This window comes from Flavobacterium panici, from assembly GCF_903819335.1.
GTDB lineage: Bacteria > Bacteroidota > Bacteroidia > Flavobacteriales > Flavobacteriaceae > Flavobacterium > Flavobacterium panici.
In genome coordinates this window covers 13,900-31,668 of sequence record NZ_CAIJDE010000031.1, presented here as the reverse complement: position 1 = coordinate 31,668, position 17,769 = coordinate 13,900, and the positions used below count along the sequence as shown (strand labels likewise).

13 protein-coding genes are annotated in these 17,769 nt (G+C 34.2%); 8 read left to right on the top strand and 5 right to left on the bottom strand.

Going from position 1 to position 17,769, the window contains the following annotated elements; all coding sequences use genetic code 11:
- Positions 1-41: 41 nt before the first annotated feature.
- Complete coding sequence (locus FLAPXU55_RS04915) at positions 42-917, bottom strand: hypothetical protein (RefSeq protein ID WP_235991991.1); 876 nt, start codon at positions 915-917, stop codon at positions 42-44.
- Positions 918-920: 3 nt separating this feature from the next.
- Entirely contained in the window at positions 921-1,688 is a 768-nt protein-coding gene (locus tag FLAPXU55_RS04910) for an energy transducer TonB (RefSeq protein WP_180856819.1), read from the bottom strand.
- A 61-nt stretch (positions 1,689-1,749) separates the two neighbouring features.
- On the opposite strand from FLAPXU55_RS04910, the gene FLAPXU55_RS04905 reads away from it, so the two are divergent.
- The 4 genes from FLAPXU55_RS04905 (at position 1,750) to pbpC (ending at position 11,222) form a co-directional block, all read left to right on the top strand.
- On the top strand, positions 1,750-2,193 hold the full coding sequence (locus FLAPXU55_RS04905) for a nucleoside deaminase (RefSeq protein WP_180856818.1): 444 nt from the start codon (positions 1,750-1,752) through the stop codon (positions 2,191-2,193).
- A 33-nt stretch (positions 2,194-2,226) separates the two neighbouring features.
- The gene (locus FLAPXU55_RS04900; protein WP_180856817.1) at positions 2,227-2,859 is read left to right on the top strand and encodes a hypothetical protein; all 633 of its coding nucleotides are present in this window, start codon (positions 2,227-2,229) and stop codon (positions 2,857-2,859) included.
- 198 nt (positions 2,860-3,057) lie between these two features.
- Complete coding sequence (locus FLAPXU55_RS04895) at positions 3,058-8,736, top strand: alpha-2-macroglobulin family protein (protein WP_180856816.1); 5,679 nt, start codon at positions 3,058-3,060, stop codon at positions 8,734-8,736.
- 110 nt (positions 8,737-8,846) lie between these two features.
- Entirely contained in the window at positions 8,847-11,222 is a 2,376-nt protein-coding gene (pbpC, locus tag FLAPXU55_RS04890) for a penicillin-binding protein 1C (protein WP_180856815.1), read from the top strand.
- A gap of 303 nt (positions 11,223-11,525) precedes the next feature.
- Here pbpC and FLAPXU55_RS04885 read toward each other — a convergent pair whose 3' ends face one another.
- Together FLAPXU55_RS04885 and FLAPXU55_RS04880 are read right to left on the bottom strand one after the other, a co-directional pair.
- On the bottom strand, positions 11,526-13,070 hold the full coding sequence (locus FLAPXU55_RS04885) for an Rne/Rng family ribonuclease (RefSeq protein ID WP_053470125.1): 1,545 nt from the start codon (positions 13,068-13,070) through the stop codon (positions 11,526-11,528).
- A gap of 382 nt (positions 13,071-13,452) precedes the next feature.
- Entirely contained in the window at positions 13,453-13,743 is a 291-nt protein-coding gene (locus FLAPXU55_RS04880; protein WP_007805026.1) for an HU family DNA-binding protein, read from the bottom strand.
- Between the two features lie 139 nt (positions 13,744-13,882).
- Here FLAPXU55_RS04880 and mutY point away from each other — a divergent pair, with 139 nt between their 5' ends.
- Genes mutY through gldD form a run of 4 tightly spaced genes read left to right on the top strand, consistent with a single transcriptional unit; the run spans position 13,883 to position 17,286 of the window.
- Positions 13,883-14,929, top strand: coding sequence for an A/G-specific adenine glycosylase (gene mutY, locus FLAPXU55_RS04875; protein WP_180856814.1), 1,047 nt, complete (start codon positions 13,883-13,885; stop codon positions 14,927-14,929).
- Between the two features lie 36 nt (positions 14,930-14,965).
- A complete protein-coding gene (locus FLAPXU55_RS04870) occupies positions 14,966-15,406 on the top strand; it encodes a single-stranded DNA-binding protein (RefSeq protein WP_053470127.1) in 441 nt (146 codons plus the stop codon).
- Between the two features lie 23 nt (positions 15,407-15,429).
- On the top strand, positions 15,430-16,725 hold the full coding sequence (locus FLAPXU55_RS04865) for a gliding motility-associated protein GldE (RefSeq protein ID WP_180856813.1): 1,296 nt from the start codon (positions 15,430-15,432) through the stop codon (positions 16,723-16,725).
- Positions 16,726-17,286, top strand: coding sequence for a gliding motility lipoprotein GldD (gene gldD, locus FLAPXU55_RS04860; protein WP_053470129.1), 561 nt, complete (start codon positions 16,726-16,728; stop codon positions 17,284-17,286).
- A 60-nt stretch (positions 17,287-17,346) separates the two neighbouring features.
- Here the strand turns inward: gldD and FLAPXU55_RS04855 are convergent, their stop codons facing one another.
- A complete protein-coding gene (locus tag FLAPXU55_RS04855) occupies positions 17,347-17,724 on the bottom strand; it encodes a heavy-metal-associated domain-containing protein (RefSeq protein ID WP_180856812.1) in 378 nt (125 codons plus the stop codon).
- Positions 17,725-17,769: the final 45 nt, after the last annotated feature.

Genomic DNA, 17,769 nt, shown 5'->3' with positions numbered 1-17,769 from the left:
AAGCAAATTTACGGTTTTAAATTTAATTTTATAAGTGAGATCTACTGCAATACTATTGGTAAAGAATACTGCATTTTAATTTTTTTTCCATTTGATTCTCCCGGCTGCCATTTTGGACATAAACTTAAAACTCGGATAAGTTCTTTTTCTAAAGGCTGGTCGACAGCAGGTTGAGATTGAAGATAAGATACAGAACCGTTTTTTTCTACAGCAAACGCAAGAATTATTTTCGCTTTTCCAATATTTGAGCCTTCTGGTTTTTTAAATTCTTTTGCAAAAAATGTGTAAAATTGATCAATTCCACCAGGAAATTCTGCATTTGTCTGCATAACCGCACCAGTAACAAATGTTGAATTATCTTCTTCTTCCACAGCTTTTTTACAATTTAGCTTTGCAGATTTTTCTTTTTTAGTATTATTTACAGGATTTTTTACAAATTTAACCTGATCAACTTTTGGAGGCGGAGGAGGTGGCGGTAAAGGGTTATGATGAGCATCATTCGGATTAATTGGAACGTCTCCAACCATAATTCTTTCTTTAGCAACGGTATCTTTTACAACTTCAACTTTATCAATTTTTTTCTTATTTCCTTCTTTATCTGCACAGCTAAACAAAGTTGTTCCCATTGCCACAAATAATGCCAATAAAAACATTTTATAGTAATTAGTCTGTGCATACAAAATTCGACTTGGAATTTGAATTGTAACAGAATCTAATTGCGATTTTCTAAATCTTCCGCAAATTTTATTATTTTGATTTTGAATGAAAAAATGCTGAATTTCATCAGGAAGCATTGCTGTAAAATCAACAACAGTTTTAGAGCAGCTTAAACAGAAACGACCATTTCCATCTGGAGTCATTTTGTTCCAGTCTTCATGACATGGTTCAGGAATTGTGATTTTATGTTTTCTATTCATTATTTATTGCTTAAAAGAAATTGGTAAGTTCAAAGATGTTCTAACGGCATGATTGTTTAATTTTCCCGGATTCCATTTTGGGGACATTTTTAAAACTCTAATAGCTTCTTCGCCAGTTCCGGTTCCGGCATCACGTAATATTTTGAAAGTACTTAAACTTCCATCTTTTTCTATTACAAACGAGACATATATTTTTCCGGTATATTTTTCTGTTTTATTGGGGATAACATAATTATCGTTAACAAAGGCATAAAACTTTTTCATTCCATTTTTTGGCTCAGGTATGACATCTAAACTTATTGGACTAAAAATATCATCATAATTAATAGTTATGTCTTCGGTTTTTATTTGATGATCATCGGGAACGACAGGCATACCCAATGTAGTAGCAGATATTGTATCATTCTCAACAATTTCTACTTTATCAATTTTTTGTTTCTTCTCATTTTTATCCTGACAGCTAAATAAAGTAGTCCCCATTGTAACAAACAAAGCCAGCAAAAACATTTTATGGTACTTCGTCTGCGTATATAAAACCCGACTTGGAATTTGAATTGTAATAGAATCTAATTGCTCGTTTTTAAATTTTCCGCAAATTCTTTCGTTTTGATTTTTAATGAAAAAATGCTGAATTTCATCAGGAAGCATGGAAGTAAAATCAACAACCGTTTTAGAACAGCTCAAACAAAACCGGCCATTTTCGTTTGGCGTCATTTTGTTCCAGTTTTCACCACAAGGTTTAGGAATTATTATTTTATGTTTTTCTTCCATATTCAAATATCAAAAAATAAATGTAATAAAAAATAAGTTCTAAAATCCTATTTTTGCAATTATGATAAACCCTTTCACCGACGAATATTTCATGAAAAAAGCTTTGCAGGAAGCGGAAGAAGCTTTTGCTAAAGGCGAAATTCCTGTTGGGGCCATTATTGTTGTAGCCGATAAAGTAATTGCAAGAAGCCATAATTTAACAGAATTACTTAATGACGTTACCGCTCATGCCGAAATGCAGTCCATAACCGCCGCTGCCAATTTCCTTGGCGGAAAATATTTAAAAGACTGCACACTTTATGTAACGCTTGAACCTTGCCAAATGTGTGCGGGTGCTTTGTACTGGAGCCAGATTTCGAAAATCGTTTTTGGTGCGCGCGACGAGCAGAGAGGTTTTATAACTATGGGAACAAAACTGCATCCAAAAACAACTGTGGTTTCTGGTGTAATGGCTAATGAGGCTGCAGATTTGATGAAGCGTTTTTTTCTGGAAAGACGTAAATAAAATCCTTTTGAATATTTTGATAAGCGATAAGTTATGACTGATTTTTCAATAATAAAAAAACTATTTCATATTACAGAACCTTTTGGTTTTATTTCTGATGAAGTTCAAACTATTGAAAATATTTTTGGGAAACTTCCCCAGGTTTTTGTGGATTATTATACAGAACTAGGTAAAATTCAAAATTTAAATCATACACAGGATTTACTAATTGTACCAGAGCGTTTTCAATATTATAAGCATGATGACTATTTGATTTTTTATTCTGAAAATCAAAAAGCTTGTGTTTGGGGAATACATAAAGACGATTTGTTGAAACCTGATCCGCCTGTTTATATGAGTTCTGATGAAAAAGATTGGAACTTAGAAACAGAAAAATTATCCGATTTTTTTACTGCAATGGCTTTTCTGCAAGCTGGTTTTGCATTACAATTTCCATGCAATACCTTTTTTGAATTAGAGCAGAAGGAATTAGATTTTATTAAAGAGAATTTTGCTGATAAAGGAGTTGGTTTTAAACAATGGCTTGATGGAATAAACTTTTACGGAAATTGTCCTGATGATGTAATTATTATTATGAGTGGAAATCAAATGTTTTATGCATCAAATTCAGAAAAGCATTTTGCCGAATTAAATAAGGTTTTGTCAAAATTAGGAACAGAACTTTAAGGTTTGATGCTCTTAATCAATGCTGCAATAACTTGCAAACTTCAACAAAAGTTAAATAATTATTACTAAAGAATTTTCTTCTTAAAGAATCAAAAAATACTTTACTTTTATTGTAATTTAATTTGCGTTTTGCTGTTAAGACTTTAAACAGCGATCATGTTAAATTACTAACTTGTTAACCATTAACTCTAAATAAAAGTGAAAGCAAAAGGTTTAGTTCTCGTATTTTTTGTGTTTTTTATTTTTCAATCCTGCGGCAGAAAATCGGCTGCAGATTTCAATTCAGATTTTTCATTATTTAAAGAGTACATAACCAGCTTTACCAGCGGAATCGTTTCCTCCGATTCTGATATCCGAGTCGTTTTGGCCTTCGATAAAAATGATTGGAAACCCAATCAGGAATTAGACGACGATTTGTTTGATATTTCACCAAATGTTCACGGAAAAGTGGTAGCACTTTCTACCAATACAATTGCTTTTATTCCCGAGAAAAAACTGAATCTGGGAACAGAATATCAGGTTACTTTAAACTTAGATAAACTGACAGCAATTCCGAAAGAAAAAGAAAAGGAACTTTCTAAATTCAACTTTACTGTTAAAACAGTTAAGCAGGATTTTATCATAAATACCGGCGATATTCAATCGTACAGTAAAGAATATCAATATTTAAACTGCGTTTTAAAAACTGCAGATAAAATTGATCTTGAAACGGCTCAAAAACTGGTTGAAGCCAAACAAAAAGGAAACAATCTTAAAATTAAATTTGAGAAAACGACAGGTCCTGCAAAAGAGTTTCGTTTTATAATCGACAGTATTCAGCGTTTTTCTGAAGCTTCAAATTTGGAGATTATATATGACGGAAATGATTTTGATATCGATCAAAAAGGACAAATCGATTTTCCGATTACAAGTATAAACGAATTTAAAATTATAAAAGTTGAAGTTCCCGATGGAAACAATCAATCGGTTTCAATTAATTTTTCTGAACCTTTAGAAAAAGGACAAGATTTTAAAGGATTAGTTTCGATTGAAAACACTAATAACTTAAAATTTTCTACACAAGGGAATTTACTAAAAGTATATTTTACAAACCAAAACGCTCCTAAAAAAGAGGAACCAGCTCCAGTTGTTGTTGAGGAAGAAACGGCAGAAGTTACCGTTGATTCTGCTGCAGTTGCTGTCGATTCTGCCGCTGCCGTTGTAGAAGCTCCGGTAGAAGATATAGTCGAAGTTGTTCCAGATGAAGAACCGGAACAAGTGATTACTGGAGAATTGCTTTTGGAAGTTTTCCAAGGAATTGAAAGCCAGTATGGCAAAAAAATGGAAGCGAACTATTCTGAAAAAATCTCTTTTGATCAGATTAAACCAAGCGTGCGTTTCGTTAAAAATGGAACAATTCTGCCAAGTTCAAACAATTTAAAACTGAATTTCGAAGCCGTAAATTTAAGTGCCGTTGATGTAAAGGTTTATAAAATTTACAAAAACAATATTTTGCAGTTTCTTCAATATAACGAATTAAATGGTGCGCAAAACCTCAAAAAAGTAGCGCAGCCTATTGCAAAAACCACACTTAATTTAAGAGAAAGTACGCTCGTAAATCTCACGAAATGGAATACGTATGCCTTAGATTTATCTAAAATTATAAAACCAGAACCGGGAGCGATTTATAGAGTTGAGTTTGAATATAAAAAGAAATACGCGCTTTATAAATGTGAAACATCAGATGGAGATCAGGATGAAACAGAGGAAGAAGAAGTTGACGAAAATGATGTAAACTACAGCGGAAACTCCTACGACGATTATTATTATGATGATTATGAGTGGAGAGAAAGCCAGGATCCTTGCTCTGGATCGTATTATTATAATGCGAAAATTGCAACTAATATTCTGGCCTCAGATTTAGGAGTTATTGCTAAAAGAGGTGAAAATAAATCGTATTTATTTGCTGTAAATAATATTGTAACGACTGAACCGGTTTCGAACGCGAGAGTTGATTTGTACAATTTTCAACAGCAAAAAATTTCGACGCAAGCAACAAGCAGCGAAGGAATTGCTTCTTTCCAGCTGGATAAATTCGCCTATTTTGCAATTGTTACTTTAGGCGATCAATCGACTTATGTGAAACTAGACGACGGACTTTCGTTATCTGTCAGTAATTTTGATGTTGCCGGAGAGACTTTGCAAAAGGGTTTAAAAGGATTTATTTACGGAGAAAGAGGCGTGTGGCGTCCGGGAGATAATTTATATTTGTCTTTCATTTTAAATGATGCTGCGAACAAACTTCCGAAATCACATCCGATAAAATTCAGATTGAACGATCCGAATGGAAAAACAGTTTATCAAACTGTTCAAAAAACAAACGATTTAAATCATTATGCCTTTATAGTTCCAACAAATCAAGATGCACCAACCGGAAATTGGGAAGCGATGGTAAGTGTTGGCGGAGCTAAATTCTACAAGAGCATTAAAATAGAAACGATTAAACCAAATCGTTTAAAAATCAAAAATACGTTTACCAGAAAAACACTTTCATCATCTTATCCAAATACAGATAATCTGGAAGTGACTTGGCTTCATGGTGCGATTGCTAAAAATTTAAATGTAGAAATGCAGGCTAAATTCTCGCAGCAAACCACAACTTTTAAAGGTTATGAAAAATATACTTTTGATGATATGGTTCGTCAGTTTAGTACAGAAGAAATCAATGTGTTTTCGGGTAAATTAAACGAAAGCGGAAAAGCTTCTGTAAACATTCAGCCAAAATTACAAGGTCAGGCACCGGGAATGCTTCGAGCTTCATTTATTACAAAAGTATATGAAGAAGGCGGAGATTTTAGTACCGATGTTATTTCGACAACGTATTCTCCATATAAAACCTATGTTGGGGTAAAATCGCCTGAATTAAACAAGTATAATATGCTTGAAACCAGAACGAATAATCGTTTTGAAGTAGTTACTGTTGATGAAAACGGAAGACCAAAAGCAGTTCGAAATCTTGAAGTAAGAATCTATAAAGTGGACTGGAGATGGTGGTGGGATTCTTCTAGCGATAACTTGTCGAATTATAATTCATCAAATTCGACAACATCTTATAAATCTGTGGTAATTAATACAGATTCAAGCGGACGTGGAAGTTTCCAATTTTCTTTAACCGATGAAGAATGGGGACGCTATTTAATTCGTGTTGAAGATCCAAACGATGGACACGCCACGGCTTTAACCGTAAATATTGACTGGCCAATCTGGTCTGGAAAAACTAGAAACAGAGATGCTTCAACCGCAAATATGTTAGTTTTTTCTACCGATAAAAAGAATTATGCCGTTGGAGAAAAAGCACAAATATCTTTCCCTTCAAGCGAAGGCGGACGTGCTTTAATTTCAATCGAAAATGGATCACGAGTTGTACAGACACTTTGGGCAGAAACCAAAAATGGAGAAACAAAAGTTGAAGTTCCAATTACGGGAGCAATGGCGCCAAATGTCTATTTTAATATCACGTTATTGCAGCCTCACGCTTCGACTAAAAACGATTCGCCAATTCGTATGTACGGAATCGTTCCGATTGAAGTGGTGGATAAAAACACGATTTTGGCACCAACCATTAATATGCCTGATGTATTAAAACCAGAACAGCCATTTACGGTTAAAGTGGGTGAAAAATCAGGAAAAGAAATGACATACACAATCGCAGTTGTCGATGAAGGATTGCTGGATTTAACTCGTTTTAAAACACCAAATGCATGGGATAGTTTCTATGTGCGTGAAGCTTTAGGCGTAAAAACCTGGGACGTTTATGATGATGTAATTGGTGCTTATGGTGGAAAAATAAATCAGATTTTCAGTATTGGTGGAGATCAGGATTTAGGCGGTGGAAAAGCTAAAAAAGCAAACCGTTTTAAACCTGTTGTATTGTATTATGGACCGTTTAAATTAGAAAAAGGAGAAACAAAATCACATCAATTAAAACTTCCAAAATACATTGGTTCTGTTAGAACAATGGTTGTCGCCGGAGATGCTGCGACAAGTGCTTATGGAAGTGTAGAAAAGGCAACTCCGGTTAGAAGTCCGTTGATGGTTCTGGCTTCGTTACCGAGAAAAATTTCACCTTCAGAAAAAGTGACGATTCCGGTTACCGTTTTTGCAACAGAAAATAAAATCAAAAATGTTTCTGTTCAGATTAAAACAAGTAACGGATTAAAAGTTGTGGGAAGTGCGGTTCAAAAACTAAGTTTTGCACAGCCAGACGAAAAAATGGCGTATTTCAATTTAGTTGTAGGTTCTGCAACAGGAATTGCAAAAGTGCAGGTTATTGCAACATCTGGAAATGAGAAATCAAGTTATGATGTTGAAATCGATATGACGAATCCGAATCCGGTAACAAGTACTTTTACAGATGTTATTTTGACTCCAAATAGTACAAAAACACTTTCGTGGAAAACATTTGGTGTTGCCGGAAGCAATAAAGCGAGATTAGAAGTTTCGTCAATGCCTTCGATGAATTTGAACGGAAGATTACAATATTTAATTCAATATCCACATGGTTGTGTAGAACAGACAACATCGTCGGTTTTCCCGCAATTATTCTTAAGTGATGTTGCTGATATTGATGCGAAACGCAAAGATATTATTCAAAAAAATATTGCAGCAGGAATTCAGAGATTAGGAAACTTCCAGTTATCAAATGGAGGATTACCTTACTGGCAAGGAGGTACAATTGCAGACGATTGGGGAACTTCGTACGCCGGACATTTCTTGATTGAAGCAGAGAAAAAAGGTTACGTACTGCCAATTAATTTCAAATCAAAATGGCTTTCGTATCAGCAGAAAGAAGCGAAACAATGGCGTTTTGAACCTAAATACGGAAATGATCTGGCTCAGTCTTATAGATTATATACTTTGGCTCTAGCCGGAAATGCCGATTTATCGTCAATGAACAGACTTCGAGAAACAAAATCAATTTCGAATGAAAGTAAACTTCGTTTGGCTGCTGCTTATGTTTTAGCTGGTCAGAAATCAGCAGGACAGAATTTGTTGTTAAACACAAGCATTGATGGAGATTCAGATGGTTATAATTATTACTATTATGGTTCTGAGGAAAGAAACAGAGCAATGGCTTTAGAAACGCTGCTTCTTTTAGATCAAAAACAAAAAGCATTTGCAACGGCAACAAAATTAGCCAAAGAAATGTCAGCAAATCAATGGATGAGTACGCAGACAACAGCTTACTGCTTGTATTCAATGTCGAAATTTGCGATAAGTAACGGTCCAAAAGGAATCAATATCCAGTTTAGCAAAAACGGTAAAGGAGAAACGATCAATACGCAAAAAACAATCGCAGATCGTAGTTTGTCTGCTGCCAGCGGAACAAATAGTATCACATTAAAAAATCTTAAAAATAATACAGTTTATGTTCGTGTATTGAATACTGGAATTTTACCAATCGGACATGAAAATGCTGTTCAAAGTGATGTTTCGGCATCTATTGTTTTCAAAAACAGAAAAGGAAGTACTATAGATGTTTCAAGAATAAGTCAGGGAACAGAATTTATTGCTGAGGTTACCATTAAAAACCAAAGAAATGAAAGTATTCAAAATGTGGCGTTATCGCAAATTCTCCCTTCGGGATTCGAAATTGTAAACACACGTTTCACAGATTATGGAGACGCAGTAAATAACATTGCCGATTATATCGATATTCGTGACGACAGAACCAATTTCTACTTCGGAATGAAATCCAGAGAAACGAAAGTGTTCCGAATTCTGCTAAACGCATCATATCTGGGGAATTATTATTTACCAGGCTTACAATGCGAAGCCATGTACGACAATACATTCCTGGCAAGAACAAAAGGATTCTGGGTTGAGGTTGTGAAATAAATTTATGGCCCACGGATTTTACGGATGAAACAGGTTTACACGGATATTTTAATATAATCTGTGTCAATCCGTTTCATCCGTAAAATCTGTGGTCTAAAACTTTAAATACGTTGAAAAATAAACTTATAGCGTTTTTCAAACGCATCATAAACTGGATTAAAAGAAATAAAATAAAATCAGCAATTGCATTTGTGTTCTTGCTGATTTACTATTTTTCCCTTCCTCGAACTTTATTCAAAGAGCCGTATTCAACCGTAATTGAAAGTAAAGAAGGCGAATTACTCGGAGCCAAAATTGCCCGCGACGGACAATGGCGTTTTCCGGCGCAAGACAGCGTTCCTGATAAATTCAAAAAATGTATTGTTTATTTTGAAGACGAGTATTTCTACAAACATCCGGGATTTAATCCGGGAGCAATGGTAAATGCTTTTAAACAAAACCGAAAAGCGGGTAAAGTAGTAAGAGGAGGAAGTACTTTAACACAGCAAGTTATCCGATTATCCCGAAAAGGAAAAAACAGAACCTATTTTGAAAAATTTGTTGAAATTATTCTCGCAACCCGATTAGAATTAGGATATTCTAAAAATGAAATTCTCGAAATGTACGCTGCTCATGCACCTTTTGGAGGAAATGTGGTTGGATTAGAAATGGCTTCATGGCGTTATTTTGGCGTGCAGTCCAATCAATTATCGTGGGCAGAAAATGCTGTTTTGGCGGTTTTACCAAATGCGCCAAGTTTAATTTATCCGGGAAAAAACCAGATAAAATTATTAAACAAACGAAACCGACTTTTACTGAAATTGCATCAGGAAGGAATAATCGACAAACAAACGTATGAACTTTCGATAGAAGAACCTTTACCTCAAAAACCGTATGATCTGCCTCAAATTGCACCGCATTTACTGCAAAGAGTAGCAAAAAGTGAAGAAGGAACACGAGTAAAAACGACCATTGATTATGCCTTGCAAAATAGGGTAAATCAAATCGCAAGATATTATTACAATCAATATAAACAGAATGAAGTTCATAATCTGGCGATTTTAGTAATTGATGTTCAGAACAGAAATGTAATGAGTTATGTTGGAAATTCTCCAACTGATAAAGATCATCAAAAAGATGTTGATATTATTGATGCTCCGCGAAGTACCGGAAGTATTTTAAAACCGCTTTTATATGGCGCAATGCTCGATGATGGGGAACTTTTACCAAACACTTTAGTAGCTGATGTTCCAACACAGATTTCAGGTTATATACCGCAGAATTTCAATTTAACATTTGATGGGGCAGTTCCGGCGCATCGTGCTTTGTCACGTTCGTTAAATATTCCGGCAGTATTAATGCTTCAGGAATTTACGGTCAATAAATTTTATGAAGAACTTCAAAAATTCAAACTAAAAGACATAAATAAAACTCCTGATCATTATGGTTTATCGCTTATTTTAGGCGGTGCCGAAAGTAATTTATGGGATTTATGCCAAACGTATGCAAATCTTTCTTCTACGGTTAATTATTACACTAAAAACAACGGAAAATATAGAACAAACGAATTCACAGAGCTAAATTATAAAAACGATTTTAAGCCTGATTTTGGTTCAGAAACCAATCAGAAGAATATCTTGGGTGCGGGATCAATTTGGTTAACGTATAATGCAATGGAAGAAGTGAACAGGCCGGAAGGGGACGAAGCCTGGAAATTTTATGACAGTTCATTAAAAATTGCCTGGAAAACAGGAACAAGTTTCGGAAATCGTGATGCGTGGGCCATTGGCACAAATTCAAGATATGTAGTAGGAATTTGGGTTGGAAATGCAACCGGAGAAGGAAGGCCGACTTTAACCGGAGTTACAAGTGCTGCCCCAATTTTATTCGACGTTTTTAATTTACTGCCAAGACAAAGATGGTTTGATATTCCGTATAAAGATTTAGAAGAAGTTGAGGTTTGTCGTTTAAGCGGATATCTGGCAAAAGAAAACTGTCCGAAAATTAAACAATGGGTTTCTAAAAAAGGAAAATCTACAGCAGTTTGTCCGTATCATAAAACCATTCATTTAGATAAAACAGAACAATTTCAGGTAAACAGCAGCTGCGAAAGTATCGAAAATATTGTGACAAAAAATTGGTTTGTACTGCCTCCGGTAATGGCTTGGTATTACAAAAGCCAGCATATAGAATATTTACCTTTACCGCCATTTAAAGAAGGCTGTGAGGGAACCCAAACTAAAACAATGGATTTTATTTACCCAAAAGCCAACAGTAAAATCTATTTAACGAAGGATTTCAATAGTAAAGTACAGCCCGTAATTTTAAAAGTAGCTTATTCTGAAAGGGATAAGGAATTATTTTGGTATGTTGATGATGTTTATAAAGCAACAACAAAAACCTTTCACGAACTGCCAATTACGCCAACAACGGGAATACATTATATTACAGTTGTAGATGCTTTTGGAAATGAAATTAGAAGGAAAATTGAGATTGTGAGGGAATAAAATTTAAAAGGAAATTCCAATTTTTAAATTCCAAATTCCAAAATTTGCTTCTTTATAAAAGATGAAAGGCATTGTATGTCAGGCTGAGCGAAGTCGAAGCCCACGTGCCAATTGGAGCGCCCTTCGACTTCGCTCAGGGTGACACTTTTGTATTCAAAATGACTTTTTAAACATAGTTTTAAGCCTAAATTTCCGCCACGAATTACACCAATTGACACAAATTAATTCGTGCAAATTCGTGTAATTCGTGGCAAAAAAAGAGCATAAAAAAACCGCCCCGATGCATCGGGGCGGTTTTGATTTTTATTCTGAAATAACATTTCCTTTTTTATCATAGAAATGATATTCTAAGTACGTGTAAGCGTCACGAGGTATGATTTTCACCCATTTCTTATGTTCAAAAAACCATTTTGAACGTAATGATGGAAAACCTTTGCTGAGGTATGCAGCCACAAACGGATGTGTATTAAGAACAACTTTATTGTGGGTTTTTAAAAGTCTTTCTAAGTCAGAGGTGATCTTGTCAATTATTAATATTGGCGCTTCAATTTCACCATTAACTTTATTTGGATCTTCTTCTCTAGTTTTTATATTAACTTCTGGTCTTACTCGCTGTCTTGTAATCTGGACTAAACCAAATTTACTCGGCGGTAATATTTTATGCTTTGCTTTATCGTCGCTCATTTCTTCTCGCAAGAAGTCGAACAAAACTTTCCTGTTTTCTGGATTAGACATATCGATAAAATCAACTACGATAATTCCGCCCATATCTCTCAGACGAAGTTGTCTGGCGATTTCTGCTGCGGCAATCATATTTACTTCCATAGCGGTGTCTTCCTGGTTGGTAGCTTTATTCGAACGGTTTCCACTATTTACGTCTATAACGTGAAGAGCTTCAGTGTGTTCGATGATAAGGTAAGCCCCTTTACTCATAGAAACGGTTCTGCCAAAAGAAGTCTTGATTTGTCTCTCTATATTGTATTTCTCAAAAATTGGAGTGTCATTTGATTGATAAAACTTAACAATCGATTGTTTCGAAGGTGCAATTTCTTGCAGATATTCCTTCGTTTGGTGGAACAACTCTTCATCATCTATTTGAATACCGCTGAAGGTATCATTAAATACATCTCTTAATATTGAAGAAGCTCTGTTAAGCTCTCCTAATACTTTTGATGGATGATGAGCAGTTGGTAATTTTTTACACATTGCAGACCATCTGCCAAGCAGGTTCTGCAAATCTTTTTCTAATTCGGCTACGTTTTTGCCTTCGGCTACTGTACGAACAATAACACCAAATCCTTTTGGTTTGATCGATAGAACAAGTTTTTTTAGACGATCCTTTTCTTTTTTGTCTTCTATTTTTTGAGAAATAGAAACACGATCAGAAAAAGGAACTAGAACGATAAATCTTCCGGCAAGAGAAAGCTCAGCACTTATTCTTGGGCCTTTGGTCGATATAGGTTCTTTAACTACTTGAACTAAAACAGATTGATTGGCACTTAAAATATCAGTAATGATGCCATCTTTGTCAATCTCTTTTTCAAACTGAAAGGTTTTTAGGGAGAAATCTTTTATTTTACCTGCGCTTACAAGTTTTATGAATTTCAGCTGAGAAGCTAAGTTTGGACCTAAATCGTGATAATGTAAAAAGGCATCTTTTTCGAAGCCTACATTTACAAAAGCAGCATTAAGTCCGGCAACTGGTTTTCTGATTTTGGCAATAAAAATATCACCAACCTGAAAGTTGCTTTTCTCTTCTTCTTTGTGTAATTCAATTAGTTTTCCATCTTTTAATAAGGCAAAATCTACGGCTTCAGAACTAGATCTAATGATTAATTCTTTATTCACACTGTAAATTTTTATCTGTTTTTTCAGAAAATAGAGTATAGAGAGAAGAGCATAGATTTAAAAAAATCTAAAATCTAAAATCTAAGATCTAAAATCTTATCTACAGATGGATTAAACAATATTTTAACAGGTATTGAACCCGGGGAAAACTAGCTGGCAGTTTCCAGTTCCAAGTAATCAGTAAACTGAATACTAAAATCTGATGACTGAACACTAATTCTCAATTTCAATGAACGTTTAAAAAGAAAAAAGTAGTTTAAAACTACTTTTTCTTTTTGTGACGGTTAGCTCTCGCTCTTTTCTTACGTTTGTGAGTAGCTACCTTATGTCTCTTTCTTTTTTTACCACTTGGCATATCGTGTCAGATTTATGTTAATTAATATTATTTTGCTTCGTTGTTAGTTTTAACTCCTTCTACAAATACTTTTGCAGGTTTAAACGCAGGGATGTTGTGTGCTGGAATTTTGATTGTAGTGTTTTTTGAGATGTTTCTACCAGTTTTTTCAGCTCTGGTTTTTACAATAAAACTACCAAAACCTCTTAGGTAAACATTGTCTCCTGTTTCTAAAGAAGTTTTTACTTCTTCCATAAAAGTTTCTACTGTTGCTTGAACATCTCCTTTTTCAAGACCTAATTTCTCTGAAATTTTCGCTACGATATCTGCTTTCGTCATTTTCTTTCCTATTTTATTTATAAATGGTGTACTATTTTTTTGAGTTTGCAAATATAGGAATTAAAAAAATAATTAATCAAGCTAATTCGTTAAATTTTAATTACATAAACATTTACTTTTGCATTTTAAGGATTTAACGATGAATTTTCATAACACGCTGATAAAATGGTATTTACAAAACAAACGTGATCTTCCATGGCGAAAAACGGCCGATCCGTACCAAATTTGGCTCTCAGAAATTATGCTGCAGCAAACCAGAGTCGCGCAAGGAATGCCTTACTTTTTTGCATTTACAGCGGAATTTCCTACAGTTTTTGATCTTGCAAATGCATCCGAAGAACAAGTTTTAAAACTTTGGCAGGGACTTGGATATTATTCCCGGGCAAGAAATCTTCATAAAACGGCAAAATACGTCGCAGAGAATCTAAACGGAAGTTTTCCTCCTTCTTATAAAGAACTTTTAAATTTAAAAGGCGTTGGCGAATATACGGCCGCCGCAATTGCATCTTTCTCCTATAATGAAGCTGTTCCGGTTGTAGACGGAAATGTATTTCGTGTACTTTCCCGATATTTTGATATTGAATCTGATATTGCGCTTCCCGCGACAAAAAAAGAATTTACAAAACTGGCTTACGAATTAATGCCAAAAGATAATCCGGCAATCTTCAATCAGGCAATAATGGAGTTTGGTGCGCTGCAATGCGTTCCTAAAAGTCCGAATTGTTCTGTTTGTGTTTTTAACGACAGCTGTTTAGCGCTGCAAAAAAAGAAAGTCGATTCTCTGCCTGTAAAATCTAAAAAAGTAAAAGTGACAAACCGTTTCTTTAATTATCTTGTTTTAGAAGATATATTAGGAAACACCATCATTCAAAAAAGAACGGCAAAAGGAATCTGGCATAACTTATATGAGTTTCCTCTTTTTGAAACCAGTGAAATTGCAGGTTTTAATACTGTTTCAGAAATAGCACAAAATGACCTGTTTTCTTCCTATACTATATTAGGTATAGAAGAATGCGCTGAAGCGACCGTAATACATAAGCTTTCACACCAGCATCTTCATATCCAATTTTGGAAAATAAAAATTAATGAAGTCCTCCAAAACGGAATTGATTTGAAAACTTTAAAAAGTTTTCCTTTTCCAATTGTTATATATAATTTTATAGAAAAGCAAGAAATAAATTGCTAAAAAAATGTATCTTTGGTAGAAATACCACTATTAATTATGAATGGAACATTAAATAAGGTTATGCTTATTGGTCATTTAGGCGATGATGTAAAAATGCATTATTTTGATGGAGGGAACTGTATTGGACGCTTTCAGCTTGCTACTAATGAAGTTTATATTAACAAAACGACCAATGAAAAAATAACATCTACAGAATGGCATAATTTGGTTGTGCGTAATAAAGCAGCCGAAATTTGCGAAAAATACCTATCTAAAGGGGATAAAATATATGTTGAAGGCCGTATTAAATCCAGACAGTGGCAGGCTGAAGATGGTACGACCAAATATACAACAGAAATTCAGGTTACAGAATTTACTTTTCTGACTACCAAAAAAGAAACGGGAAATCATAGGCCAAACCACGATCAGGAATCCGCAAAAAACACTAACTTTGATGCGCCAAACGAAGGCTTGCCCATTAATGATCTGCCTTTTTGATTGTTTAACTAATCTTATGTAATTTGGACCCGGAGCCCAGTTTATTATTTACTACAATTTTAGACACCAATTTAATCATTGGTTTTGTCGGAATATTTATTTTGCTGTTTCTTTCAGCAATTGTTTCAGGTGCCGAAGTTGCACTTTTTTCTTTATCTCAAAAAGATATTGACGACACGCTTCAGGAAAACCTATCAAAAGGAAAAATTATTTCTGATCTTTTAGATAAACCCAAAAAACTTTTAGCGACCTTATTAGTAGCCAATAACTTTTTAAATATTGGAGTCGTTATCCTGTTCTCTTTCATTGGCAGGAACATTTTTGCAGGAGTCGAATCGCCTGTTTTAAAGTTTATTTTAGAAGTAGTTCTCGTTACTTTCCTGATTTTATTGTTTGCCGAAGTTTTGCCAAAAGTTTACGCCAGCCGAAACAATATAAAATTTGCCAAACGTTTCGCTTATTCCATTTCTATCTTAGATAAATTACTGTCGCCAATAAGCTTGCCTATGCGCAGCGTTACTTTATATTTGCATAATAAATTAGGAAAACAAAAAAACAGCTTTTCAATAAATCAGCTTTCTCAGGCTTTAGAATTGACAGATTCTGAAGGAACATCAACAGAAGAGCAAAAAATATTAGAAGGAATTGTTTCTTTTGGAAATACAGATACAAAGCAGGTTATGAGTCCGAGGATTGATATATTTGCATTGGAAATTACAGAACCATTTTCGGCTATTTATCCTAAAATAATCGAGAAAGGATTTTCGAGAATTCCCATTTATCGAGATAATATTGACCAGATAGAAGGCGTTTTGTTTGTTAAGGATTTATTGCCGCATATTGACAAAGAAAATTTTGACTGGGCATCTTTAATAAGAGAAGCATTTTTTGTTCCCGAAAATAAAAAACTGGATAATCTGTTAAAGGATTTCCAAAGTCTTAAAAGTCACCTCGCAATTGTGGTTGATGAATATGGCGGAACATCCGGATTAGTTTCTTTAGAAGATATAATCGAAGAAATAGTGGGGGATATAAGCGATGAATTTGATGATGAAAATTTAAATTTCTCTCAAATCGATGAAAAGAATTTTCTTTTTGAAGGAAAAATAAATCTTAAAGATTTTTATAGAATTGTCGATGTCGACGAAGATCTATTTGAATCTCATAAAGGCGAAGCCGAAACGCTGGCCGGATTTATTTTAGAAATCCTGGGGAATTTCCCTAAAAAAGATCAAAAAATAGCTTTTGAAAACTGTGTTTTTACAATAGAAACCGTTGATAAAAAGCGTGTAAAACAAATAAAAGTAACAATAGAATAAATGTTTAAAAGAATAATTTCGGTAGCGGTAATTTTGCTCACATTAACAGTGGTAAGCTGTAAAGACGACGTTTTGCCAAAACCTGCAAGTTTCCTTAGATTAGATTATCCAGAAGCTAAATATGTCAATTTTGAAAACAATTGTCCGTTTGCTTTCCAGATGAATGAAGATGCGATTATTAAAGGTGAAAAAGACTGCGGATTTGCGATTACTTATCCAAAAATGAAAGCTACGATTTATTTAACCTATAAACCTGTTCACGGCGATATTGAAAAGCTTTTAAAAGACGCTCAAAAACTGACTTACGAACACGTTATTAAAGCCGATGATATTTTAGAACAACCGTATTTAAATACCGAAAAGAAAGTTTACGGAATGTTTTATCAAGTGGATGGAAACGCGGCTACAAACTCTCAATTTTACGTTACAGACAGTACAAAACATTTTATAACAGGATCGGTTTATTTTTATGCAAAACCAAATTTTGATTCTGTAATGCCGGCCGCAAGTTATATCAAAAATGATATGCAGCGATTAATGGAAACATTAAAATGGAAATAAAGAAATAATAAAAAAAGGCGTTCAAATTTGAACGCCTTTTTTTATGGAGAAATTTTAAAATTAAGATTTAAAGTTTGAAACTTTATATGTTTTTCCGTCTCCGGTTTCCTGAACAACTTTAGTCAACGATTCAGAATTTTGAACCGTTTTGTCGAATGTCACAGTTGCTAATTTTTTATCAAAATCAACAGTTGCTTTTTCTACACCTTCTAAATTAGATAATTCCGTTTCGATAGTTTTGGCGCATCCAACCGCACAAGTCATTCCTTCAATATTAAAACTTGCTGTTTGTACGTTTTCGGCAGCAATTGGTTTATGTTCTTTTGAAGTAGATTTTTCAGCATTTATTACTGCTAAACTTTTATCTTCTTCTTTTTTACAGCTTACTAATACTAAACCAGCAATTGCTAATGAAGCTATGATTTTTGTGAATTTCATATTATAAGAATTTAATTTACTAATAATGTTCTTTGCAAAATTACT